The sequence below is a fragment of the Phytomonospora sp. NPDC050363 genome, assembly GCF_040655735.1.
Classification (GTDB): domain Bacteria; phylum Actinomycetota; class Actinomycetes; order Mycobacteriales; family Micromonosporaceae; genus Phytomonospora.
In genome coordinates this window covers 778,098-799,957 of sequence record NZ_JBFAKK010000001.1, presented here as the reverse complement: position 1 = coordinate 799,957, position 21,860 = coordinate 778,098, and the positions used below count along the sequence as shown (strand labels likewise).

Below are 21,860 nucleotides of genomic sequence, written 5' to 3'. Positions count from 1 at the left end.
CCGCGCTCTCCGCGCCGGGAAAGCCCACCATGTCGTACCCGGCGGGCATGATCGAGTCATGGGCAACGATCCGCTGGCGGGCTTCACCGCCGAGACCAGGCAGTGGTTCGACTCGGCGTTCGCCGCGCCCACGCCCGCGCAGGCCGAGGCGTGGGCGTCCATCGCCCGCAGGGACAACACCCTCGTCGTGGCCCCCACAGGGTCGGGAAAGACCCTGTCGGCCTTCCTGTGGGCCATCGACCGGCTGTCGGCGGAGCCACGGCCCGCCGAGGCGACCAGACGCTGCCGGGTGCTCTACGTCAGCCCGCTCAAGGCCCTCGCCTACGACGTCGAACGCAACCTCCGCCGCCCGCTCGACGGCATCCGCGCGGTGGCGGAGTCGACCGGCGCGCCCGTGCCGCAGGTCGCCGTCGGCATGCGCACCGGCGACACCCCCGCCAGCGAGCGCCGGGCCTTCACCCGAACGCCGCCCGACATCCTCATCACCACCCCCGAATCGCTGTTCCTGCTGCTCACCTCGGCCGCACGGGAGTCGCTGCGCTCGGTCGAGACGGTCATCGTCGACGAGGTCCACGCGGTCTCGTCGACCAAGCGCGGAACGCACCTCGCGCTGAGCCTCGAACGCCTCGACGCGCTGCTGGAGCGCCCCGCGCAGCGCATCGGCCTGTCGGCCACGGTGCGGCCCATCGAGCACGCCGCCGAGTTCCTCGGCGGAGCCGCGCCGGTGACGGTCGTGCGCCCCGCGTCCGCCAAGACGATCGAGGTCACCGTCGAGGTTCCCCTCGCCGACCTCACCGCGCCCGAGCCGGAACCCGACGGGAGCAAGTCCTCGGTGTGGCCCGCCGTCGAGCGCAGGCTCCTCGACCTCATCCGGGCGCACTCCTCGACGATCGTGTTCGTCAACGGGCGCGGCCTCGCCGAACGGCTCTGCGGGCGGCTCAACGAGCTCGCCACCGGCATGGTCGCGCCACCGGCGATCCAGGGCCAGCTGACCGCCCAGTCCCCCAAGTCCGCGAGCGCTCCGCCGGTGGTGGCCAGGGCGCATCACGGTTCCATGTCGCGCGAGGAGCGCAAGTACGTCGAGGAGGCGCTCAAGGCCGGCACGCTGCCCGCCGTGGTGGCGACCTCCAGCCTCGAACTCGGCATCGACATGGGCGCGGTGGACCTCGTCGTCCAGATCGGCGCACCGCCCTCGGTGGCCTCGGGGCTCCAGCGAGTCGGCCGCGCCGGGCACCAGGTCGGGGCGGTCTCGCGGGGCGTGGTCCTCCCGACCCATCCCGGCGACCTGCTCGTCAGCGCCGTGGTCGCCGAGCGGATGGGAGCCGGGGCGCTCGAACGCGCCCACGCCCCCAAGCATCCCCTCGACGTGCTCGCGCAGCAGATCGTCGCGATGGTCGCGATGGATCCCTGGCCGGTGCCGCGCCTGGCCGAACTGGTCCGGCGGGCCTCGGCGTACCGGGCGCTGCCGGACGCCGCGCTGACGGCCGTGCTCGACATGCTCGCCGGGCGCTATCCGTCGACCGGTTTCGCCGACCTGCGCCCCAGGCTGGTGTGGGACCGCCGCACCGACGTGCTGACCGCGCGCCCCGGCGCGCAGCGGCTGGCCGTCACCTCCGGCGGGACCATCCCCGACCGCGGGCTCTACCCGGTCTCGTTGCTGGAGGGCGGCACCGGCTCGCGCGTCGGAGAGCTCGACGAGGAGATGGTCTACGAGTCGCGGGTCGGGGACGTGTTCGTGCTCGGCGCGTCCACCTGGCGGATCGAGGAGATCAACCCCGACCGGATCCTGGTCACCCCCGCCCCGGGACAGCCCGCCCGCATGCCTTTCTGGAAGGGCGAGGACATCGGCCGCCCCGCCGAACTCGGTCTGGCCATCGGGCGGCGGCTGCGCGCGGCCACGGCCGGCGACGGGTCCTGGCCGGAACTCGACGGGTACGCGGTGTCGAACCTCGAGTCCTACCTGGCCGGTCAGCGGGAGGCCACCGGCGCCGTCCCCGACGACCGCACGGTCATCGTCGAGCGCTTCCGCGACGAACTGGGCGACTGGCGCCTGGCCGTGCACTCCCTGCTCGGCAAACCCGTCAACGGCCCCTGGTCGCTGGCCATCGCCGCCCGAATCAGCGAACTGTACAAAGTCGACGCCCAGGCGCTGCCGACCGACGACGGGATCATGCTGCGGCTGCCCGACATGCCCGAGCCGCCTCGCGCCGAGCTCGTCGCCTTCGACCCCGACGAAATCGCCGCGCTGGTCACGGGGCAGCTGGCCAACTCCACGCTGTTCTCCGCGCGCTTCCGCGAATGCGCCGCGCGCTCACTGTTGATGCCCCGCCGCGACCCCCGCCGCCGCCAGCCCCTGTGGCAGCAGCGGCAGCGGGCCGCGCAGCTGTTCGGCGTCGCCCGCGAGTTCGAGGACTTCCCGGTCACCGCCGAGGCCGCCCGCGAGTGCGTCGAGGACTTCTTCGACCTGCCCGCCCTCACCGGTCTCATGCGCGACCTGGCCGGCCGCACGACCCGCCTCGTGGACGTGGAGACCAAGCGGCCGTCGCCCTTCGCACGGTCCCTGCTGTTCGCCTACGTCGCGGGCAACCTCTACTCCGAGGACACCCCCGTCGCCGAACGCCGCGCCAACGCCCTCGCGGTCGACTCGACCCTGCTCGCCGAACTCCTCGGCGAGGTCAAGCACACCGAACTGCTCGACCCGGCCGTCGTCGCCGAAGCCTCCGGGTGGCTCCAGTGGACCGGCGCCGAACGGCTCCGCGACGCCGAGGACGTCGTCGAACTGCTGCGCGTCGTCGGCGACCTGTCCGCCGAGGAGATCGCCGCCAGAGGCGCCGATCCGGAATGGCTCGCCGAACTCGCCGACGCCGGGCGGGTCGTCGCCGTGCCCGTCGCCGGGGACATGCGCTGGATCGTCGCCGAGGACGCCGGGCGGTACGCGCAGGCCCTTGAGGTCGCCTTCACCGACGTCCCCGAAGCCTTCCTGGCCCCCATCGCCGCCCCCTGGGGCGACCTCGTCTCGCGCTACGCGCGCACGAACACGCCCTTCACGACCGCGGCCTGCGCCACGCGTTTCGGTGTCCCCGAGGAGAAGGCCGAGCCGGTGCTGCGCGGGCTCGCGGCGGCCGGTGCCCTCGCGCACGGCTCCTTCACCGAGGACGAGCCGCAGTGGTGCGATGTGGAAGTGCTGCGGCTCCTCAAGCGCCGCAGCCTCGCGGCACTGCGGGCCGAGATCGCGCCGGTCCCACCGAACGCCTACGCCCGTTTCCTGCCCGGCTGGCAGGGCGTCGGAGCCGATGCGATGGGAGTGGACGCGGTGGCGGCGGCCGTCGAGCAGTTGCAGGGCGTCGCGGTGCCCGCCTCGGCGCTGGAACGCCTCATCCTGCCCGCCCGGGTCGGTGACTACACGCCGGTCTTCCTCGACGAGCTGACGTCGTCCGGTGAACTGCTGTGGGCGGGATCCGCCTCGATCTCGGCCAATGACGGCTGGGTCACCCTCGCCTACGCCGACTCCGCCGAACTGTTGCTGCCCGAACCGAACCCGGAGGCGGTGTCGAGCGATCTGCACGAGGCCGTGCTGGACGCGCTCGGCCAGGCCAGGTTCTTCCGCGACCTCTCCGAGACCGTGGACGCCGAGGACGACGCCACCCTCGTCTCGGTGCTGTGGGACCTGGTGTGGTCGGGATGGATCACCAACGACTCCCTGGCACCGTTGCGCACGCTGCTGTCGGGCGCGGGTGCGCACAAGTCCCGGCCGAGCCCGCCGCGTTCGAGACGCGTGCGACCGGGTTTCCCACTGGCCCGCCGGACCGGCCGCGTTCCCAGGACGTCTCCGCCGACGGCGACCGGTCGCTGGCAACGGCTTCCCGAACGCGACACCGACCCGACCCGGCGTCTGCACGCACGGGCGGCCGCCTCGCTGGACCGGCACGGCGTCCTCGTCCGGGAGACGACCGTCGGCCTCTATCCGGTGCTCTCGGCCATGGAGGACAGGGGCGCGGTCCGGCGCGGCTACTTCGTGGCGGGCCTCGGCGCGGCGCAGTTCGCCGAGCCGGGCGCCGTCGACCGCCTGCGCGCGTGTGCGCTTCCCGGCGGGGACGAGATCGTCGTGCTCGCCGCGACCGACCCGGCGAACCCCTTCGGGGCGGGCCTGTCCTGGCCGGACGCGCGGGAGACCGTCGCCGACGGCAGCGGAGGGCACCGGCCCGGTCGCCGCGCGGGAGCGCTGGTGGTCCTGGCCGGCGGCGAACTCGCGCTCTATGTCGAACGCGGCGGCCGCACAATGCTGTCGTACACGGAGGACGAGCGCGTGCTCGGCGCGGCGGCCGTGGCGCTGGTGGACACCGTCCGCCGCGGTGGGCTCGGATCCCTCGCGGTCGAGCGCGGGGACGGCGAACCCGTCGCGGGGACGGTGCTCGGCGCGGCCCTGGCCGCCGCGGGCTTCCGGGAGACACCGCGCGGCCTGCGGCTGGGTTAGGGGCGAGTCGGTGGGTCACCGAGGGCTGCGGCTCCCACGGGACCCACCGGTCAAGCCCTAGGCGGCGGCTTCGAGGGCCGTGACGAAGTTGGTCATGTCGGCGACCGGCGAGCCGCCGATCGTGGCGGTGGGAACCGCGCCGACGCCGGACTCGGTGGTGCCGGTCTCGACCCAGTCGGCGTACTTCGTCGTGCGCACGCAGTCCGCGAACGGGTCCGCGAGGCCGATGGGGGTTCCGCCCTGGACCAGTTCCTCGTCGGAGAGGCCGGGGCCGCCCTCGACGGGCCGGCTGGTGAACAGGAAGTCGGCGTAGGCCTCGAACTCACCCTGGTCGGCAGCGCACACCGACGCCGACGCGGCCCTCGTCGAGTACTCGTCGGTGGACATGGAGTCCAGGAAGTTCAGCGGGTGGTAGACGACCGTGATCCGGTTCGCCGCGGTGAACTCTCGCAGTGTCTTACCCGCGTTGGCGTGGAACTCCCCGCAAGGCGGGCACTGGAAGTCCAGCCAGATCTCGACCTTGACGGGACCCTCGCCGACGACGACGCCGTGTCCTTCCACCGCCGCTGTGGGCGCGCCTCCCCCACCGCTGCGCTCGTCGGCGCCGCCCGACCACAGTGCGACGCCGCCGATGATGAGGGCGGCGACCAGGACGACCGCTCCGACGACCGCCCCGACGATCAGGCCGGTCCGCTTCGGTGCGGCCGGAGGCAGCCCGGGGCCTGCGGGCCAGCCCGGCTGTCCGGGGAAACCCTGCTGGGGCCCGGGTGGGTAGCCCGGCTGGGGCTGGTATCCGGGCGGGGGCGGCTGTGCGGGCCAGCCGCCGGCCTGCGGCTGGCCTTGCGCGGGAGGCTGCTGGCCCCATTGCGGCCCGGGCTGTCCCTGCGGCGGGGGCTCCTGCCCGTACTGCGGATAGGGCTGTCCCTGCTGCTGCCATTGGGGATCGGTCATGGCGGGATCTTAGTTGCCCCGGGCGAACCGCCACGACCCCACCGTCCGGGGCGGACCGGTCCCCTCAAGCCTCGGCTGCGTCGCGAAGGGCGGAGCGCAGGGCGAGCCGGTGCGTGCGACGGATCTCGGCCTCCCGCGAGCGGCGGACGTCGGCGTCCGAGCCGATCACGAGCGGCGGGACCGGGCGAGGGCTTCCCGTGTCGTCGACGGCGACCATCACCAGGTGGGCGGTGGCCACGGTGGTGGCGGGCACCGACTCGTCCCAGCGGTCGGCGGTGACCTTGACCGCCACCTCCATGGAGCTGCGCCCGGTCCAGGTGATCTGGGCGTCGACGTGCACGACGTCCCCGACCCGCACGGCCACCAGGAAGGCCGTCTCGTCCATGGAGGCGGTGACGGCGGGTCCCTCGCTGTGCCGTGCGGCGACGACGCCGGCGACGGAGTCGATGAGCTTGAGGATCACCCCGCCGTGCACGGTTCCCATGAGGTTGGTGTCCTGCGGGCCCATGATGCTCGACATGGTGACCCGGGAGGCCGAGGGCGGACGCGCGGTCCCCGCGGCATCCGGCCGGTCCAATGTGGTCATGCTCGTTCCTTCCCTCGCGAACGGACGCCGACCGTCGAACGAGGGCGGGACAGGGCACGAGGGGTTCGCGCTCCCGTTCGGCCCACCCGCGAGACCGGCGGTCACCGCGCACGCGGTCGCGCGCGGGGCGCGGGCAGGTATCGGGCTCACGGCGCAATGCGCGTTGACCGTTGCGGGGCAGCCCCGGACTTCCACCGGGTTCCCTCTCGGCGCCGGGACCGGGCGGTCGCCGGCGCACCAGCGCCATGATCAGGTTAGTCGCGCGGGGCCGTGGGAGCATGGTGCCGTCCATCACGGTGAGGAGGCAATCGTGCGCGTGGAACTCGTACAGGGCGATATCACCGCGGAGAAGACCGACGCGATCGTCAATGCGGCCAACTCCTCCCTGCTCGGCGGCGGAGGAGTCGACGGCGCCATCCACCGCGCCGGAGGCCCCGCGATCCTCGCCGAGTGCGAAAAACTGCGGCGGTCGCGGTACGGCAAGGGCCTGCCGACCGGCGAGGCCGTCGCCACGACGGCGGGCCGACTACCCGCCCGCTGGGTGATCCACACCGTCGGCCCCCACTACTGGCCCGACGAGGACCAGACCCACCTCCTGCGGTCCTGCTACGTGCGCGGCCTCGCCGTCGCCGACGAGCTGGGCGCGCGCACGATCGCCTTTCCGCTCATCTCGGCGGGGATCTTCGGCTGGCCGCCCGACGACGCGATCCGGGTGGCCCTCGACGCGATGGACACCACGCCCACCTCCGTCGAGAGTGCCCGGCTCGTCCTGTTCGACGAGGAGACCTTCGAACTCGCCGGGGACGTCCGCTCACGGATGTGACGGGAAGCAGCCGGCGAAGGGGTCGCTCCAAGCCCTGCGCGCATCCTCGCCCTCCGCGAGTTCCAGGTCGGTCAGCAGGCAGTCCTCTAGTCGCACCCGCAGCTCGTCGACGTCGAAACCCTCGCCGATGAAGGCCAGCGAGTTTCCCCGGTCGCCGTAGTAGGGGTCCCAGTCGAGCGCGGCGGCGACACGGCGGACGGCGCTGTGCGCTTCCCGGGATTCCACCGGGACCGCGTCGAGCCACGGTCCCAGAGAAGCCATGGCGATGCCGCCGCCGGCGGCTTCGAAGGCGACGACGGTGTCGGGCTGCGTGGCCAGCCAGAGGTGTCCGCGTGCACGGAGGGCCGAGTAAGCGATCTCATCCAGGCGCGCGTGCAGCCGCTCGGGGTGGAAGGGCCTGCGGGCGGCGAAGAGCATCGAGATGACCCCGCAGTCCTCGAAGGGTGCGTGCACGCCCAGGGTGAGCCCGGCGAGCGCGCGGGCCGGGCCCGGCGGGCGTCGCGGGTCGTGGCGGCCGGTGCGCAGGATCGCGGCGGCCAGGCCGTGGTCGTCGGAGGGTTCGGGGTGGGCGGCCCAGGGTGCGAGCCTGCGGGCCAGCACACCGAGGCGGGCGGTTTCGTAGGCGCCGCCGGCGGCTTCGCCGTGAAGGAGGACGGTGTCGGCGTACTCGATCTGGCGGACGACGACCTCGGCGACGCCGCGTGTGTCCTCGACGGGGGTGCGGCGGCGGCGGGCGATGTCGTCGACGCTGCTGAGGTCGCCTCGGAGGCTGAGAGCGTCGAGGACAGTGGTGCAGGAGTCGACCCGGATGACCTCGGCCGCCGGGGTGCCGTCGACGTGGAGGTGGGCGCAGGCTTCGGCGACGGATTGGGGTTCGACGGTCTCCGGGAGCTCGACGAGCAGTGGCCTGCCGGGGTGGTCACGGGCCAGGCGCATCAGGACCGGCACGAGGTCCTCGCGGATGGCGCAGGTGCCGCAGCCGTGGGTGAGGCGGGTCTCCCCTTCTTCGAGGATGCCGGAGGAGTCGCGGATCCGGCGGCGGACGACACCGTCGGCGAGTGCGGTGAGGTCGTGGCCGACGAGGAGCAGTTCGGGTTCGGCGTTCAGGAGGCGGTCGGCGACGGCGGTGGTGGCGTGGGCGTGGAAGCCGGCGAGGACGGTGACGGGGGTGCGTGTCACGGGGGTGGGGGTCGTCGGCCGGGGCGGGGCGGCGGGTCCGGTGGTGGTCATGCGAGCCTCCTGGGAATAAGCAGGTATTGATAATGATTATCATTATGCATAGCTTTTCAAGGAGGGTGACCATGGCTTCTGGTGACATTCGCGCGATCGTGAAGCTCCGCAGCACCGCGGGGACGGGCTACACCTACGTGACACGCAAGAATCGCCGCAACGACCCTGACCGGCTCGTCCTGCGCAAGTTCGACCCGCGCCTCGGCGGGCACGCCGAGTTCCGCGAGGAGCGTTAACGCGCGAACGGGGGCGCCGCTTCCCGGCGGCGCCCCCGCGAAAGGACGCGACACTTGCGGATCAACATCGCAACCTGTAGGTTGCCATAGATGGCAACTGAAAGGTTGCGAAGGAGGGTGGAGATGGTCTCGGATTCCATCGAACGCGTGGTCGTGCTGCGGCATCCCGTCGAGCGCGTATGGGCGGCACTGACCACGGCGGAGGGACTCTCGCGGTGGTTCGGCTCGGTCGCCGAGATCGACCTGCGCCCCGGCGGGCGGGCGTTCTTCCGCTGGGACGAACTGGACGAGGAGTCCGTCGCCACGATCGAGGTCGTCGCGCCACCGCACCGCTTCTCGTTCTGGTGGCGCGTCGAAGGCCTCCCGGAGGCGGACGCCCCGCGAACACTCGTGGAGTTCACGCTGGAGCCGGTGCCCGAAGGCACCAGGCTGCACCTCGTGGAGAGCGGATTCACGCGGGCCGCCGAGGACGTCGCCCGATCCGCCCACGCGGCGAACAGTCAGGGCTGGAACGAGGAGCTGGCCGACCTGGAGAGCTACCTCGATGCGGCCGTCTGACGCGGAGGAACGGGCCGTCGCGGTGTTCACGGCCCTCACCGACCCGACACGGCGGGCTCTGCTGGACGAACTCGCCCGCGCGGGTCCCGCGACCGTCACCGAACTGGCACAGCGGCTGCCGATAAGCCGCCAAGCGGTCGCCAAGCACCTGGGCCAGCTCACCGAGGCGGGACTGATCCGCCCGGGCGAACCGGTCGGCCGCCGCCACCCCTACCGGCTCGACCCGACCGCCGTCCGCGCGGCCCAGGCATGGCTCGCACGACTCGCCAACCGCTGGGACGACCGCCTTTCGGCACTGGAACACGCACTCGAAACCACCTACGAAGGAGACACGGCACCATGAGCAAGTCCGCGTTCACCGCCGGCCTGAACATCGCCATGAAGATCCCCAAGGCCCAGTACGAGGCCACCGTCGCCTTCTACCGCGACACCTTGGGATTCGACGTCGCGGAGGAGGACGTCTCCTACGCGCCGACCGTTTCGAGGACCCACTCGGTGCGGTTCGGGCCGAACACGCTCTGGCTGGACTGCGTCGACAACTACAGCAACCCGGACCTGTGGCTTCAGCTTCACACCGACGACCTGGACGTCGCGACGCGTGAGCTGGCCGCCGTCGGCATCCATCCGTGTGATGAGGTGGAACCCTTCGAGAACTACGACTCCCGGACCCACTGGATCAAGAACCCCGCGGGAGTCGTGCACCTGCTCGCGGAGTCGAGCTGACACGTCTCCCTCAATCTCTCAGCCCGGCCGGCGTCACCAGCCCGCGCACCTCGATCCCACGGGCTTCGAGGTCGGCGCGGACCTCCGGACGCAGACTGTCGACCAGGTAGGAGACGCCGGCGAGCGTCGCACCGGTCTGCGCCACCAGGTCGGCGACTCCGCGCACGGTCGAGCCCGACTCCGACCAGTCGTCGACCAGCAGCACCCGCGCGCCGTCGGCGAGTGCTGCGCGGTGGGCGTGCAGTTCGTCGGCCCCGGCTTGGACGGTGACGCGCTCGTGAGGGCCTTGGAAGAAGAACCTTCGGTCCCGGCAGACCGGCGCGAAGGGGACCTCCAATTCGCGGGCGGCGAGGGGGCCGAAGAGCATGCCGCCGGGGTCGGGGCCGAGGACGAGGTCGACGGCGCCGAGGAAGGGTCGCGACAGGCCGCGGACGACGTCGACGGTCGCGCGGGGATCGGCGAGCAGCGGCCACAGGTCGGTCTCGCCGCCGCGCCAGGTGAGGAGTCTGCTGAGGGCGACGGCGGCGGCGTTGCCCGGTTCGCCGTAGGGGTCGTCGACGCCGTCCAGCCGCAGCTCCAGGACGAGTTCGTCGTCAATGGCGTGGCCGTCGTGGTCGTTGCGCGGGATCGTCGGCTTGATCTTGCGGGCGGCCGACACCGCTCCGGTGCGGACGCCGACGAGGTGAAGGCCGTTGCGCTGGTAGAAGCGCAAGGCGCTGGAGTTGTTGTTGGTGGTGACCAGCCACAGGCGGCGCAGGCCGAGCGCGAGGGCATGGTCGCGGGCGGCGGTGATCATGCCGGTACCGGCTCCCCCGGCGCGGCTGTTCACGCTGAGCACTTCGAGGGCGTCGCCGTCGACCCGGTAGACCAGGGCCCCGACGATCTCGTCGCCGATCAGGGCCACCAGCGCCGGCTGCCCGGTGAGGTCGACGCCGTTGCCGCCGAGCACGACGAAGGGGCGGCCCCAGGAGGCGGTGAGGATGGCGTCGACGGCCGGACGGTCCGCCTCGGTCGCCACGCGAATGATCGTCTCTGCCATCCACGGACCATAGCGGTGCCGCGCGGACGCATCTGCGACGATCTCTTGATGAGCGAGCGGTGGACGACGGTCGAGGAGATCGACGCGGCCCTGAACCGGTTCGAATCGGCGATCCCGGGCTGGGAGCGGCCGGCGGCGTACGGGATCGGCTGGTACGCCGAGGGCTCCTTCGACTTCGCGAGGGTCGCCGCCGGGATGTCGCATCTGCCCGGCGTGGTGCTGGCGACGGTGTGCGGGCATGTGGCCGGGTCGGGTTCGTACCCGCTGGACGGCGCCGCGCTCGACCGGGCGATCGCGCTGCTGGCGCCCGCCGAGGCGTGCACGGCGCTCGACCACCCGAACCTGGCGACCTGGCGTTCGCTGCGCGGCGGGCTCGGCGAGGGCGACACGGTGACCGCGGTGTTCGCCGGCTCCTTCGAACCCGAGACGACCGACCCGCTCGTCACCGCGCTGGTCGCCGAGGCGATGGCCGGCCGCGCCGAGAACCCCGACGGCACGACGACGCTCTGGCGTCCGGCGGGTGCGGCCGAGCTGCGCCTGGTCGAGGAGTCCGGCTGGCGCCGGTGGCCGCCGCGACTGCCGGAGCAGCCGATCTTCTACCCCGTCCTCAACGAGGCGTACGCGGTCCGGATCGCGCGGGAGTGGAACGTGCCCGAGGGCGGTTCGGGTTTCGTGACCCGCTTCCATGTCGACACCGCCTACCTGCGGCGCTTTCCCACTCGCAGGGCGGGCGGCGAGGGCGTCGACGAGCTGTGGGTTCCGGCCGAGCGGCTCGACGAGTTCAACGACCACATCGCCGGCCGCATCGAGGTCGTCGCGAAGTTCTGACCGCGGGCCAACGGCCGCGCGCCCCGACCGCTACGGTCCCGTTATGGACGCCGCGGTACGCCGATCCCCTCTGCCCGCCCCGCTCACGCCCCTGCTGGTCGCGGTGGCCGCCGCCGTGCTGGCCGCCGGGCAGGTCGCGCTCGCCGAACTGTGCGGACTGTCCGAACTGGGCGGAGAGTTCCAGGCCGGCGCCGAACGCACCGAGAGCGTCAACGTCACGCTCCTCACCTGGTTCTGCGCTTTATCGGCTCCGACCGCGACGCTGCTGGCCTACCGCTCGCAGTGGCTCGTGCGGGTCGTCAGCGCCCTGTTCGCGGCGGCGGCGACGACGGCCGCGCTGCCGGTCGCGCAGTCCTACGCCGGCGACGTGCTGGCCTCCGAGATCCCCGGCGCGGTCGGCACCGGCGCCGTGCTCGGGGCGTTCGCCGCGCTCCTGACGGTCGCGCTCACCGCACTCGGCCTCGGCGTCGCCCTGCACGCCGGCCTGCTGTGGGTGCTGGCGTTCCTCGCCAGTCTCGCCTCGGTCCTCGGGTTCACCTGGGGCACGCCGACCTTCTTCGCCGGCTACGTCCTCGACGGGCTCGCCGACGACCTGGGAATCGGTCTTCCCTTGTCGGGAAGGACCTTCGGGTACTTCCCGAGCCGCTCCCAGGTGACGATTGTGGCCCTGCTGGTCTTCGCCGCCGTCGTCGCGGCCTTGGCCGTCCTCAGAACGGGCAGCTGGTGGCACGGGTTCCTCGTCGGGGCCGCCGGCCCGGTACTGGCGCTCGCGCCCTACCTGGTCGACACCTCGCAGCTGGTCATGTGGAACGCCGACATCCTGCCGCTGCTGTCCGCGCTGACCGGGCTCGGCGTCCTCATCACGGGGATCGCGTCCTGGACGACCGCCCGCCGGTTCCGGCGGGCCGAGCGCACCGAAGAGGCCGAGGAAGCCGAAGCGGCCGAGCAATAGGCCCGCGGTGCGTGGTGCCCGGTCGCATCTGGTCGTAGGGTGATCTCCCATGACGCCCCCACGCCGCCCCAACGTCGTCTGGATCGTCTCCGACGACCACGGCTACGCCGATCGCTCCCGCCTCGGGATCCATCCCGCCGTGCGGACACCGGCCCTCGACCGGCTCGCCGAGGAGGGCGTCTCCTGCACCGAGGCCTACGTCTCGGCGCCGATCTGCTCGCCGTCGCGCGCGGGCATCGTCTCAGGTACCCACCAGCGGCGCTGGGGCGTCCGATGGTTCGACGACGCGGCCTTCCCTCCCGACCACATCCCCACCGTCGCCGAGGTGTTCAAGGACTCCGGCTACGCCACCGGTTACTTCGGGAAGGTCCACTACGGACCCGAGGGCCCCGGCGACCGGGCCTGCCCTGACAACCACGGCTTCGACGAGGCCTACTACGGGCTGGCCGGGATGCAGCAGGGCCGCCTCAACTACCTGCGCCACTCCCGGGCCGCCGTCGACGAGTACGGTCCCGAGGCCTCGTGGCGGATGGGCGTCCAGCCGATGTTCGACGGTGGCGAGGAGAGCGAACTCGAGGGCTTCCTCACCACCGAACTCGGCGACCGCGCCCGCGACTTCGCCACCCGGCACGCCGCCGAGCCGTTCTTCCTGCAACTCGCCTTCAACGCCGTGCACAACTTCTGCTGGCAGCTCCCCGACGACGAGCTCGCCAAGCGGGGGTTGCCCGAGCGCGCCGACTGGGACGAGAACGTCTCCGACTACGTCGACTGGTACGACGGCGCCATCTCCCCAAAGCTCGAACACGGCCGCGAGTACTACCTCGCCCAGCTCGAACTCATGGACGCCGAGGTCGGCCGCCTCCTCGACACCCTCGACCGGCTCGGCCTGAGCGAGGACACCCTCGTCGTCTACACCACCGACAACGGCGGATCGACCTGCAACTATGGAGACAACACGCCCCTCGCCGGAACCAAGTACACGCTCTGGGAGGGCGGGGTGCGGGTCCCGCTCATCGCGCGCTGGCCCGCCGGAGGGCTTCCCGCCGGACAGGACCGCGACGGCCTCGTCAGCACCCTCGACCTGATGCCGACCGCGCTGGCCGCCGCCGGTGTCGACCCGGCCCGCTGGGATCACTGCGACGGGGTCGACCAGCTCGCGCACTGGCGCGGCGAAGAGGAGAGCGGCCACCGCGCGCTGTACTGGGACAGCGGGTTCCAGTGGGCGGTACGCGACGCGCGCTTCAAGCTCCGCTACGCCGACGGCGACTCCCCCACCGCCAAGGGCATTCTCCAGGTCGAGCACACCTCGGTCGGCGACGGCCTCGCGCTCTACGACCTCGCCGCCGACCCCGGCGAGACCCGCGACCTCGCCGCCGAGCGTCCCGAGGTAGTGACACGGTTGCGCGCCGACTGGTCGCGCTGGCACGAAACGGTCGGCGCGGGCGCTTGAGTCCGCGACTCGACTGGGGCCGCGACGCCAAGGGCCGCTCGGCGTGGACGCGCGGGAAGGCGCTCGCCGCGACAGCGGTGCTGACCACGCTGCTGCTGGTCTTCCACTCCCTCGTGCCCAACGTCGGCCCGCGGCTGGGAAGCCTCCTGGAGACCTTCCTGCCCTGGCTCGGCGTGGCCGTTCTCGCGCTTCTCGTGGCCGCCGTGCTGCGCCGCTCCGGGGCGGCGCTGATCGCACTGGTCGCCCCCGTCACCGCGTGGCTCGTCCTCTTCGGCGTGATGGCCCTCCCGGACGGTGACCCGGACGGCGAGCTCATCGCCGTCCAGCACAACGTGAGCGACGAGAATCGCGATCCCGGCGCGACCGCGCGGACACTGATGGCGGCCGAGCCGGACTTCATAGGCGTCCAGGAGCTGACCCCGCAGGCTCTCCCGGTCTACGCGGAGGTCTTCGCCGCCGCTTACCCGCACCACGCGCTGTGGGGGTCGGTGGCGCTCTGGTCGCGCCATCCCCTCACCGACGCGCGGCCCGTCGGCATCAGGCCGGCCTCCTTCCCGCCCGAGTGGAACCGGGGCCTGCGTGCCACGGCGACGACGCCGCACGGGGAGATCGCGGTCTACGTGGCGCACCTGCCGTCGCTGCGGCTGCGCCCGAGCGGATTCGGCTCGGCCCATCGCGACGAGAGCGCCGCCCTGCTCGGTGCGGCGATCGCGGCCGAACCGGTGGAGCGGGTCATCCTGCTCGGCGACCTCAACGGCACCCTCGACGATCGCGGTCTCGGCACGCTGGTGGACCTCACCGGGCGGGTCGATTCCGGTTTCGCGTTCAGCTGGCCGGCCTCCTCTCCCGTCGCACGCGTGGATCAGGTGCTCGTGCGGTCCGGGACGGTGGCGAACCTGCGAACGCTGCCCGCGACCGGAAGCGACCACCTGCCGATCGTGGCCGGGATCGGGTTCTAGCCGCCGGGCCGCACCAGTCCGGTCTCGTAGGACAAGACCACCGCCTGCGCCCGGTCGCGCAGTCCCAGCTTGGCGAAGATGCGGGCCACGTGCGTCTTCACCGTCGCCTCGCTCAGGGTCAGTTCGGCGGCGATCTCGGTGTTCGACAGTCCGCGTCCCATGAGGGCGAGGACTTCGAGCTCTCTGGGGGTGAGGATGGACAGGTCACCGTGCACCGACGGCGGGTGTGGCGCGAAGCGTTCGACGAGCCTGCGCGTGATCGAGGGCGCGAGCAGCGCGTCGCCGGTGCTCACGAGGCGGACGGCGGCGGCGAGGTGTTCGGCGGTGACGTCCTTGAGGAGGAAGCCGCTGGCGCCGGACGCGAGCGCGGCGTAGACGTAGCGGTCGAGGTCGAAGGTGGTCAGCATGATCACGCGGCATGCGGTCGAGCGGGCCAGGATCCGGCGGGCGGCCTCGAGCCCGTCCATGTTGGGCATGCGGATGTCCATCAGAACGACGTCGGGGCGCAGGCGCATCTCGGCGGTGACGGCCTCGGCGCCGTCGCCGGCCTCACCGACGACGTCGACGCCGCGCGCGGTGAGGATGAGCCGGAAGCCGGTGCGGACGAGTTCCTGGTCGTCGGCGATGAGGACGCGTGGCGGGGTGTCGGTCACGGACGGCTCAGGGGGATGCGGGCCCGGACGCGGTATCCGCCGCCGAGCCGTCGTCTGGCGTCGAGGTCGCCGCCGTACACGGCGACGCGTTCGCGCAGTCCGAGCAGGCCCCGGCCGGTGCCTTCGGGGCGGGTGTCGGGGCGGTCTCCGGACAGGACGCTCGGACCGGAGTTGAGGATCTCCACGCGCAGGGAGGTTTCGGCGTAGCGGACGGTGACCTGCGCGGTGGTGCCGTCGCCGTGTTTGAGGGCGTTGGTCAGCGCCTCCTGGACGATGCGGTACGCGGTGAGGTCGACGCCGGCCGGGATGGGGCGGGCCTCGCCGGAGATGCGGACCTCGACGGGCAGGCCGGCGAAGGCGACGCGGTCGATCAGCGGGCTCAGGCGACTCAGACCGGGCTGCGGCGCGAGGTCCTCGTCCTCGCCGCTCTGCGAGGGTGCGAGGACCCCGAGTAGGTGGCGGAGTTCGGTGAGGGCGTCGCGTCCGGCGCCTTCGACGGCCGCCATCGCCGTGGCCGCCTCGTCGGGCATGCTCGCCAGGACCTCCCGGGCGGCGGAGGTCTGCACGACCATGAGGCTCACGTTGTGACTGACGACGTCGTGCAGTTCGCGGGCGATGCGGGCTCGCTCGGCGTCGACGGCGGTCCGCGCGGCGCCTTCCCGCTCGCGTTCGAACAGCCAGCGCTGGTGGGCGAGGGTCTCGTGGTGGCGGCGGCGCTCACGGGCGAGCGCGACGGCGAGCCAGGCGGCCACCGCGCAGGCGGCCGTCGAGGCGGCCGCGAGCCATATCGTCCAAGATCCCGCCACCCGACCACTTTCCCAGGCGGCGGGTCGCCACGGCATCCTCCCCGGGTACCAGTGCCGTACATCCCCGGGATGACCCGTGTCCGGGGTTACCTCTCCGGACCGATGCCCGTTGTCCCGGCGCCCGCCTAACTTTGGGGCCATGACCAGTGAGGACAGCACGAGCGAGGTCGTCGTGAGACTCGACGGCGTCCGCAAGGAGTACGGCGACACCGTGGCGCTGGACGGTGTGACGCTGGAGATCACCGCCGGTGAGGCGGTGGCGGTGATGGGCCCCTCGGGCTGCGGGAAGTCGACGCTGCTGAACATGGTCGCCGGTCTCGACCGGCCGACGGCGGGGTCGATCACCGTCAACGGGGAGAACCTCGGCGAGCTGAACGAGACCGGGCTGGCGCTGTTCCGGCGGCATCGGATCGGGATGATCTTCCAGTTCTTCAACCTCCTCGACGACCTGCCGGCCCTCGACAACGTCGCGCTCGCCGCGCAGCTCACCGGGGTCCGTGCCGGGCAGGCCCGCCGGCGGGCGCTGGAGCTGCTGGAGGAACTGGGTATCGCCGACCGGCGCAACGTCTATCCGGCGGCGCTGTCGGGCGGGGAGAGGCAGCGGGTCGCCGTGGCCCGCGCGCTGATGAACCGGCCCGCGCTGCTCTTGGCCGACGAGCCGACGGGCGCGCTCGACAGCGCCTCCGGCGAGCAGGTCATGGATCTGCTGCTCGATCTCCACCAGATCGGGCAGACGCTGCTGATCGTGACCCACGATCCCCATCTGGCGACGCGCTGCGCGAGTCGCGTAGTCGAGTTCGCCGACGGCAGGGTCGCCGGTGAGCGGAGCCTGGAGCGGTCGGCATGAGGGCGGTGTGGCGGGCGGCGCGCGCGGCGATCCGCAGGAGGCGGCTCCAGACGGGCGTGATCGGGGTCGTGCTGATGTTCACGACCGCGACGATCGTGATGGCGCTGGCCCTGCTGGAGGCGTCCTCGGCGCCGTTCGACCGGGCTTTCGAGCAGCAGCGCGGAGCTCACGCGGTGGTGGCCTTCGACAACGGCCTGGTCTCCGATGAGCAACTCGCCGCGACGAGCGGGCTGCCGGGCGTCGAGGCCGCCGGGCCTTTCGGGCAGGTCGTGGTCGAGACTCCCGCGGGCAACGAGCTGGCGGTCCCGGGCTTCACGGGCGGCCGCGCGACGCTCGTGGGCCGCGCTTCGCCGGAGGGTTCCATCGACGAACCCGATCTCTGGAAGGGACGCTGGGCGACGGCTCCCGGTGAGGTCGTCCTGAACGTCCTGCCGCCCTACGAAGGCGGTGGGATGCCGGAGCGCGAGCCCTCGCCGATCGTGATCCCCGGTGGCCCGACGCTCACCATCGTCGGTTACGCCAGCAGCCTCAGCGCGACCGCCGACGGGTGGGTGTCGCCCGAGCAGATGGCGGCGCTGGGGCCCACGGCGACGCAGATGCTGTATCGCTTCGACGACTCCGCGACGGCCGCCGAGGTCGACGCCGGGGTCGCCGCGGTGACCGCCGGCCTTCCCGACGGTTCGACGCTGGCCGTCCAGTCCTATCTGTCGGTGAAGGAGGCCGTGGTCTCGGGGACCGGCCAGTTCATGCCCTTCCTGGTGACCTTCGGGCTGCTCGGCCTGGTGGTGGCGATCCTCATCGTGGCCAACGTGATCAGCGGCGCGGTCGTCTCGGGATTTCGGCACATCGGCGTTCTCAAGGCGATCGGCTTCACTCCCCGCCAGGTGGTGGGGGTCTACCTGCTGATGGTGTCCCTGCCGGCGGTCGTGGGCGCCGTGCTCGGCACGGTCATCGGGCACCTCGGGTCGCGGCCTCTGCTGGTGACGGCGTTTCGGGGCGTCGGACTCGGCGTCGTCGAGATCAATCCGTGGGTGGACGGCGCTGCCGTGCTCGGCATGCCGCTCCTGGTGATGCTCGCCGCGCTGGTGCCGGCGCTGCGGGCGCACCGTCTCCCCGCGGCTCAGGCGATCAGCGCGGGCAGCACACCCCGCGCCGGTCGCGGCCGGAGCGCCCAGCGGTGGCTGTCGGGCACTCGGCTGCCGCGTTCGGTGAGCCTCGGACTCGGCCTGCCACTGGTCCGCCCGGGACGCACGCTCCTGACGATGGCCGCGGTGGTCCTCGGGGTGATGACGGTGACCTTCGCGACGGGCCTGGTCACCAGCGTCGCCGCGTACGCGGAGATCAGCGAGCGGACCGGGTCGGTGCAGGTCTACGCGCATCCGGCGAATCCGGAGGCGGCCGAGGCGATGGACTCCGAGGAGGTGCGGTCGACACTGGCGGCGCTGCCGGGCGCCGACAACGTCCTCACCGAGTCGTACGTGCCGCTGTCGGTGGTCGGCTACACCCAAGGGCTCGACATCGAGTTCATCCGCGGTGACACGACCGGCATGGGGTATGACGAACAGCTGGTCGGCGGACGGTGGATCGAGGCGCCCGGGGAGGTCGTGCTCTCCTCGAAGGCGCTCGACCAGCTCGGCCGGAAGGTCGGCGACCGCATCACCCTCGAACTGGCCGGAGGCCGCACGGAGGTGACCGTCGTCGGCAGGATCATGGGCGGCGAACTCGAAACCGGGTACGCCGACTGGGCGCTGCTGGCGCAGATCACGCCCGGTCACGAGCCGAAGGCCGACTGGATCACCTACCAGGTCCGGCTCGAACCCGGCACCGACGTCGGCGGCTATGTCGCCGCCGCGGCCGCCGCCGAGCCCGGCATCCGTCCACAGGCGAACAGCGGTGTCGGGCAGTACACCGTGACCGTCATCAGTCTTTCGACGACGCTCACGCTCGTGCTCGGGACCGTCGCCGCGCTCGGGGTGTTCAACACGGTCGTGCTCACCACACGGGAGCGCCGCCGCGACCTGGGCATGCTCAAGTCGATCGGGATGACACCCCGGCAGGTCGTGGTCATGATGGTGACCTCGATGGGGGCGCTGGGAGTCGTGGGCGGCATCGCGGGGCTGCTGCTGGGGGTCCTGCTGCACCGGCAGGTCGTGCCGATCATGGGCGAGGCGAGCCAGATCGAGCTTCCGGTCGCGCTGCTGCACATCTGGGAACCGCCGACCTTGGCGCTTCTGGCGGTGGCGGGCGTCGCCATCGCGGTACTCGGGGCCTACCTCCCGGCGCGTTCGGCGTCGCGGCTGACGATCGCGGAGGTTCTGCACAACGAGTAGGACGGCGGGGCAAAGCCGGGGCCCGTGGCCCCGGCTTTGCCCGCGTTCACGGGATCAGGAGTACCTTGCCGCGAATCCCGCCGGCCTCGGCGGCGCGGTGGACCTCGGCGATCTCGGCCATGGGGCGGACCTCGGAGATCTCGACGACGAGGTCACCGGCGTCGACGAGCCCGGCCAGACCCGCCAGCTGCACGATGTCGTTGCGGGCGACGAAGTGCGTCGAGGTGACGGCGTCGGGGACCTCGACAGGTGTGGCCACCGAGACGACGCGGCCTCCGGGCCGCACGAGGGAACCGAGGGCGCCGGCGGTCTCGGGCGGGATGCCGGCGAAGTTCAGCAGGACGTCCACGGGTCCGCCGACGGCGGCGGCGAGGTCGCCGGCGGTGTAATCGACGACCCGGTCGGCACCGAGACGCGCGACCGCCTCGGCACTGCGCGGGCCTGCGGTGGCGACGACGAAGGCACCGGCGCGCTTGGCGAGCTGGACGCCGAAGGAGCCCACTCCCCCGCCCGCGCCGTTGACCAGGACGCGCTCGCCTTGCGCGACGCGGGCGTGGTCGACGACAGCCTGCCAGGCGGTGAGACCCGCGACCGGGATGGCGGCGGCGTGCGTCAGCGGAATACCGCCCGGCGCGACCGTGAGATCACCGGCCCGCACCACGGCGTACTCGGCGGCGGTGGCACCGGTGTCGGCGCGGCCCATGACCCGGTCCCCGATCGTGAAAGACGCACCGGGGCCCGCTTCGACGACGGTTCCGGAGACGTCGACGCCAAGGGTCGCGGGAAAGCGCGCGGGGAACATCTCGTGGAGCATTCCGGCGCGCAACCACACGTCGGACGGGTTGTGCGCGACGGCGGCGACCTGGAGGAGCACCTCGCCGGGCCCGGGGCGAGGCGTCGGCGCGTCCTCGTAACGGATCACGTCGGCGGAGCCGTAGGCGTGGATGCGGGCGGCCTTCATCGGATCTCCCGCGCGGTGAACTGTCCGACGCGGGCGGCCACCCAGTCGGTGAAGAAGCCGGCGGGCCGCCCGGTCACGTCGGCGACCGTCGACGTCAGGCGGTGAGGGCCCGCGACCATGGCGAGCTGCGCGTCGAGGACGGCTTCGACGGCTTCGGCGGGCCAGCCCATCGTCAGCATCCCGGCGGCCGCGTGGGCTCGGCCGGTCTCCTCGAAGCGGACGTCGAGGTCGCCGACGGCGAGTTCGGCGCCGGGCACCGCGGCTAGGGGGTCGCGAACCAGCGCGCGGACGAGGGCACCGGCGGCGGACAGGCGCCGCGCCAATTCGCCGCCGACAGTGCCGGTCGCTCCGGTGACCAGCACCGGGGATGATCTCTCGACTGTCATGCACCGACCGTATGACCGCCTCGACAGACGGCCAATGCGTAAACCGCTCGCCTTCATACGCGTTCGTCTTCGAGGTGCTCGCCGGACGATACGCTCGGCGGATGGATCCGCTCAGCGACGTCATCACCGTGATGCGCGCCGGGGAACCCCGCTCGGCCCGGGTGCGGTGGCATGCCCCATGGGGCCAGCGCTTCATGACCGTACCGGGCTCCGCGGGCTTCCAGGTCGTGTTGCAGGGCTCCTGCTGGCTCGTCCCCCGTGAGGGCGAGCCCGTGCCGCTGAACACCGGCGACGTCCTGTTCCTCCCGCACGGATCAGGACACGGCCTCGCCGACAGCCCCGGTTCGGTCCTGGCCGAACCGGCCTGCGATCCCCGGGACGGCGCCCGCTTCGAGGAGCGGCACGCCGCGCCGGCGGTCGGCCTCGACCGAGGCGATGATCCCGCGGCCACGGTCACCCTGTGCGGGGCCTATCAACTCGACCGAGGCCGCACTCACCCGCTGCTGGACAGCCTCCCCGAGATCGTGCACCTGCCCGCGAGGGTCGGCCACCGCCCGGAACTGCGGGCCGCCGTCGACCTCCTCGGCGCCGAGATCGGACGGGAGCGTCCGGGCGCTGACGCCCTCATCCCCGCCCTGCTCGACACGCTGCTGCTCTACATCCTGCGGGCCTGGTTCGACGAGCGCGCCGAGTCCGGGGCGGGCTGGCCCGCCGCGCTCGCCGACCCGGCGGTCACCTCGGCGCTGAGCGCCGTCCACCGCGAACCGGCCCGGCCGTGGACGGTCGAGACGCTGGGGGCGGTCGCGGGTCTGTCGCGGGCTGCGTTCGCCCGCCGCTTCACCGCCTTGACCGGTCAGCCGCCGCTGTCCTACCTGACGTGGTGGAGGATGACGACGGCCGCTCGGCTGCTGCGGGAGAGCGACGCGCCCCTGAGCGCGGTGGCCGCGAGAGTCGGCTACCGCTCGGAGTTCGCCTTCGCGACGGCGTTCAAGCGGGAGTTCGGCGTCGCGCCGGGACGGCACCGTCGGCTCACCGACGCGCGGGCCGCCGGCCGCTAGGCTCGTGGCG

At 72.5% G+C, this 21,860-nt stretch carries 20 protein-coding genes, 1 pseudogene and 1 riboswitch; of the genes and pseudogenes, 13 read left to right on the top strand and 8 right to left on the bottom strand.

Annotation, left to right across the window (positions count from 1 at the left end):
* Positions 1-58: 58 nt before the first annotated feature.
* Entirely contained in the window at positions 59-4,474 is a 4,416-nt protein-coding gene (locus AB0I28_RS03490) for a DEAD/DEAH box helicase (RefSeq protein WP_357489090.1), read from the top strand.
* Between the two features lie 57 nt (positions 4,475-4,531).
* Here AB0I28_RS03490 and AB0I28_RS03485 read toward each other — a convergent pair whose 3' ends face one another.
* Both AB0I28_RS03485 and AB0I28_RS03480 read right to left on the bottom strand, forming a co-directional pair.
* Entirely contained in the window at positions 4,532-5,425 is an 894-nt protein-coding gene (locus AB0I28_RS03485) for a thioredoxin domain-containing protein (RefSeq protein WP_357489089.1), read from the bottom strand.
* A 64-nt stretch (positions 5,426-5,489) separates the two neighbouring features.
* Positions 5,490-6,011: an acyl-CoA thioesterase gene (locus tag AB0I28_RS03480; protein ID WP_357489088.1), complete on the bottom strand. Its 522-nt coding sequence runs from the start codon at positions 6,009-6,011 to the stop codon at positions 5,490-5,492.
* A 114-nt stretch (positions 6,012-6,125) separates the two neighbouring features.
* Positions 6,126-6,268: riboswitch (cobalamin riboswitch) on the bottom strand.
* A 53-nt stretch (positions 6,269-6,321) separates the two neighbouring features.
* Between AB0I28_RS03480 and AB0I28_RS03475 the strand changes: the two genes are divergently transcribed.
* Positions 6,322-6,834, top strand: a complete 513-nt coding sequence (locus AB0I28_RS03475) for an O-acetyl-ADP-ribose deacetylase (RefSeq protein ID WP_357489087.1) — start codon at positions 6,322-6,324, stop codon at positions 6,832-6,834.
* Here the strand turns inward: AB0I28_RS03475 and AB0I28_RS03470 are convergent.
* Positions 6,823-8,064, bottom strand: a complete 1,242-nt coding sequence (locus tag AB0I28_RS03470) for a GTP-binding protein (RefSeq protein WP_357489086.1) — start codon at positions 8,062-8,064, stop codon at positions 6,823-6,825. The genes AB0I28_RS03475 and AB0I28_RS03470 overlap by 12 nt on opposite strands.
* 71 nt (positions 8,065-8,135) lie before the next feature.
* On the opposite strand from AB0I28_RS03470, the gene rpmG reads away from it, so the two are divergent.
* The 4 genes from rpmG to AB0I28_RS03450 all read left to right on the top strand — a co-directional run bounded on the left by rpmG (position 8,136) and on the right by AB0I28_RS03450 (position 9,581).
* Positions 8,136-8,300, top strand: coding sequence for a 50S ribosomal protein L33 (rpmG, locus tag AB0I28_RS03465; RefSeq protein WP_357489085.1), 165 nt, complete (start codon positions 8,136-8,138; stop codon positions 8,298-8,300).
* Positions 8,301-8,423: 123 nt separating this feature from the next.
* Entirely contained in the window at positions 8,424-8,858 is a 435-nt protein-coding gene (locus AB0I28_RS03460) for an SRPBCC domain-containing protein (protein WP_357489084.1), read from the top strand.
* Positions 8,845-9,201 (top strand): metalloregulator ArsR/SmtB family transcription factor, encoded by a 357-nt coding sequence (locus AB0I28_RS03455; RefSeq protein WP_357489083.1) that lies wholly within the window; start codon positions 8,845-8,847, stop codon positions 9,199-9,201. The genes AB0I28_RS03460 and AB0I28_RS03455 overlap by 14 nt, the downstream gene beginning before the upstream one ends.
* Positions 9,198-9,581 (top strand): VOC family protein, encoded by a 384-nt coding sequence (locus AB0I28_RS03450; RefSeq protein WP_357489082.1) that lies wholly within the window; start codon positions 9,198-9,200, stop codon positions 9,579-9,581. Before AB0I28_RS03455 ends, AB0I28_RS03450 begins: the two co-directional genes overlap by 4 nt.
* A gap of 10 nt (positions 9,582-9,591) precedes the next feature.
* Here the strand turns inward: AB0I28_RS03450 and AB0I28_RS03445 are convergent, their stop codons facing one another.
* Positions 9,592-10,620, bottom strand: coding sequence for a GNAT family N-acetyltransferase (locus tag AB0I28_RS03445; protein ID WP_357489081.1), 1,029 nt, complete (start codon positions 10,618-10,620; stop codon positions 9,592-9,594).
* A 465-nt stretch (positions 10,621-11,085) separates the two neighbouring features.
* Here AB0I28_RS03445 and AB0I28_RS03440 point away from each other — a divergent pair, with 465 nt between their 5' ends.
* The 4 genes from AB0I28_RS03440 to AB0I28_RS03425 are packed head-to-tail and all read left to right on the top strand — an operon-like array spanning position 11,086 to position 14,809.
* Positions 11,086-11,448, top strand: coding sequence for a hypothetical protein (locus tag AB0I28_RS03440; protein WP_357489295.1), 363 nt, complete (start codon positions 11,086-11,088; stop codon positions 11,446-11,448).
* A gap of 43 nt (positions 11,449-11,491) precedes the next feature.
* Positions 11,492-12,400: a hypothetical protein gene (locus tag AB0I28_RS03435; RefSeq protein WP_357489080.1), complete on the top strand. Its 909-nt coding sequence runs from the start codon at positions 11,492-11,494 to the stop codon at positions 12,398-12,400.
* A gap of 49 nt (positions 12,401-12,449) precedes the next feature.
* Positions 12,450-13,850: a sulfatase-like hydrolase/transferase gene (locus AB0I28_RS03430; protein ID WP_357489079.1), complete on the top strand. Its 1,401-nt coding sequence runs from the start codon at positions 12,450-12,452 to the stop codon at positions 13,848-13,850.
* Positions 13,847-14,809, top strand: a complete 963-nt coding sequence (locus tag AB0I28_RS03425) for an endonuclease/exonuclease/phosphatase family protein (RefSeq protein ID WP_357489078.1) — start codon at positions 13,847-13,849, stop codon at positions 14,807-14,809. The genes AB0I28_RS03430 and AB0I28_RS03425 overlap by 4 nt, the downstream gene beginning before the upstream one ends.
* On the opposite strand, the gene AB0I28_RS03420 is transcribed toward AB0I28_RS03425, so the two are convergent.
* Both AB0I28_RS03420 and AB0I28_RS03415 read right to left on the bottom strand, forming a co-directional pair.
* Positions 14,806-15,462: a response regulator transcription factor gene (locus AB0I28_RS03420; protein ID WP_357489077.1), complete on the bottom strand. Its 657-nt coding sequence runs from the start codon at positions 15,460-15,462 to the stop codon at positions 14,806-14,808. The two genes, AB0I28_RS03425 and AB0I28_RS03420, sit on opposite strands and share 4 nt — an antisense overlap.
* Complete coding sequence (locus AB0I28_RS03415; RefSeq protein ID WP_357489293.1) at positions 15,459-16,250, bottom strand: histidine kinase; 792 nt, start codon at positions 16,248-16,250, stop codon at positions 15,459-15,461. The genes AB0I28_RS03420 and AB0I28_RS03415 overlap by 4 nt, the downstream gene beginning before the upstream one ends.
* A gap of 157 nt (positions 16,251-16,407) precedes the next feature.
* Between AB0I28_RS03415 and AB0I28_RS03410 the strand changes: the two genes are divergently transcribed.
* Positions 16,408-17,115: an ABC transporter ATP-binding protein gene (locus tag AB0I28_RS03410; RefSeq protein ID WP_357489076.1), complete on the top strand. Its 708-nt coding sequence runs from the start codon at positions 16,408-16,410 to the stop codon at positions 17,113-17,115.
* Positions 17,112-19,445 carry an FtsX-like permease family protein gene (locus AB0I28_RS03405; RefSeq protein WP_357489075.1) on the top strand — a complete coding sequence of 778 codons (2,334 nt, stop codon included), beginning with the start codon at positions 17,112-17,114 and terminating at the stop codon, positions 19,443-19,445. The genes AB0I28_RS03410 and AB0I28_RS03405 overlap by 4 nt, the downstream gene beginning before the upstream one ends.
* A 46-nt stretch (positions 19,446-19,491) precedes the next feature.
* Here AB0I28_RS03405 and AB0I28_RS03400 read toward each other — a convergent pair whose 3' ends face one another.
* Together AB0I28_RS03400 and AB0I28_RS03395 are read right to left on the bottom strand one after the other, a co-directional pair.
* Positions 19,492-20,406, bottom strand: coding sequence for an NADP-dependent oxidoreductase (locus AB0I28_RS03400; RefSeq protein ID WP_357489074.1), 915 nt, complete (start codon positions 20,404-20,406; stop codon positions 19,492-19,494).
* Positions 20,407-20,663: 257 nt separating this feature from the next.
* A pseudogene (locus AB0I28_RS03395) lies at positions 20,664-20,792 on the bottom strand (NmrA family NAD(P)-binding protein); the annotation flags it as partial.
* Positions 20,793-20,893: 101 nt separating this feature from the next.
* Between AB0I28_RS03395 and AB0I28_RS03390 the strand changes: the two are divergent.
* Positions 20,894-21,850, top strand: coding sequence for an AraC family transcriptional regulator (locus AB0I28_RS03390; protein WP_357489073.1), 957 nt, complete (start codon positions 20,894-20,896; stop codon positions 21,848-21,850).
* The last annotated feature ends 10 nt before the right edge of the window (positions 21,851-21,860 follow it).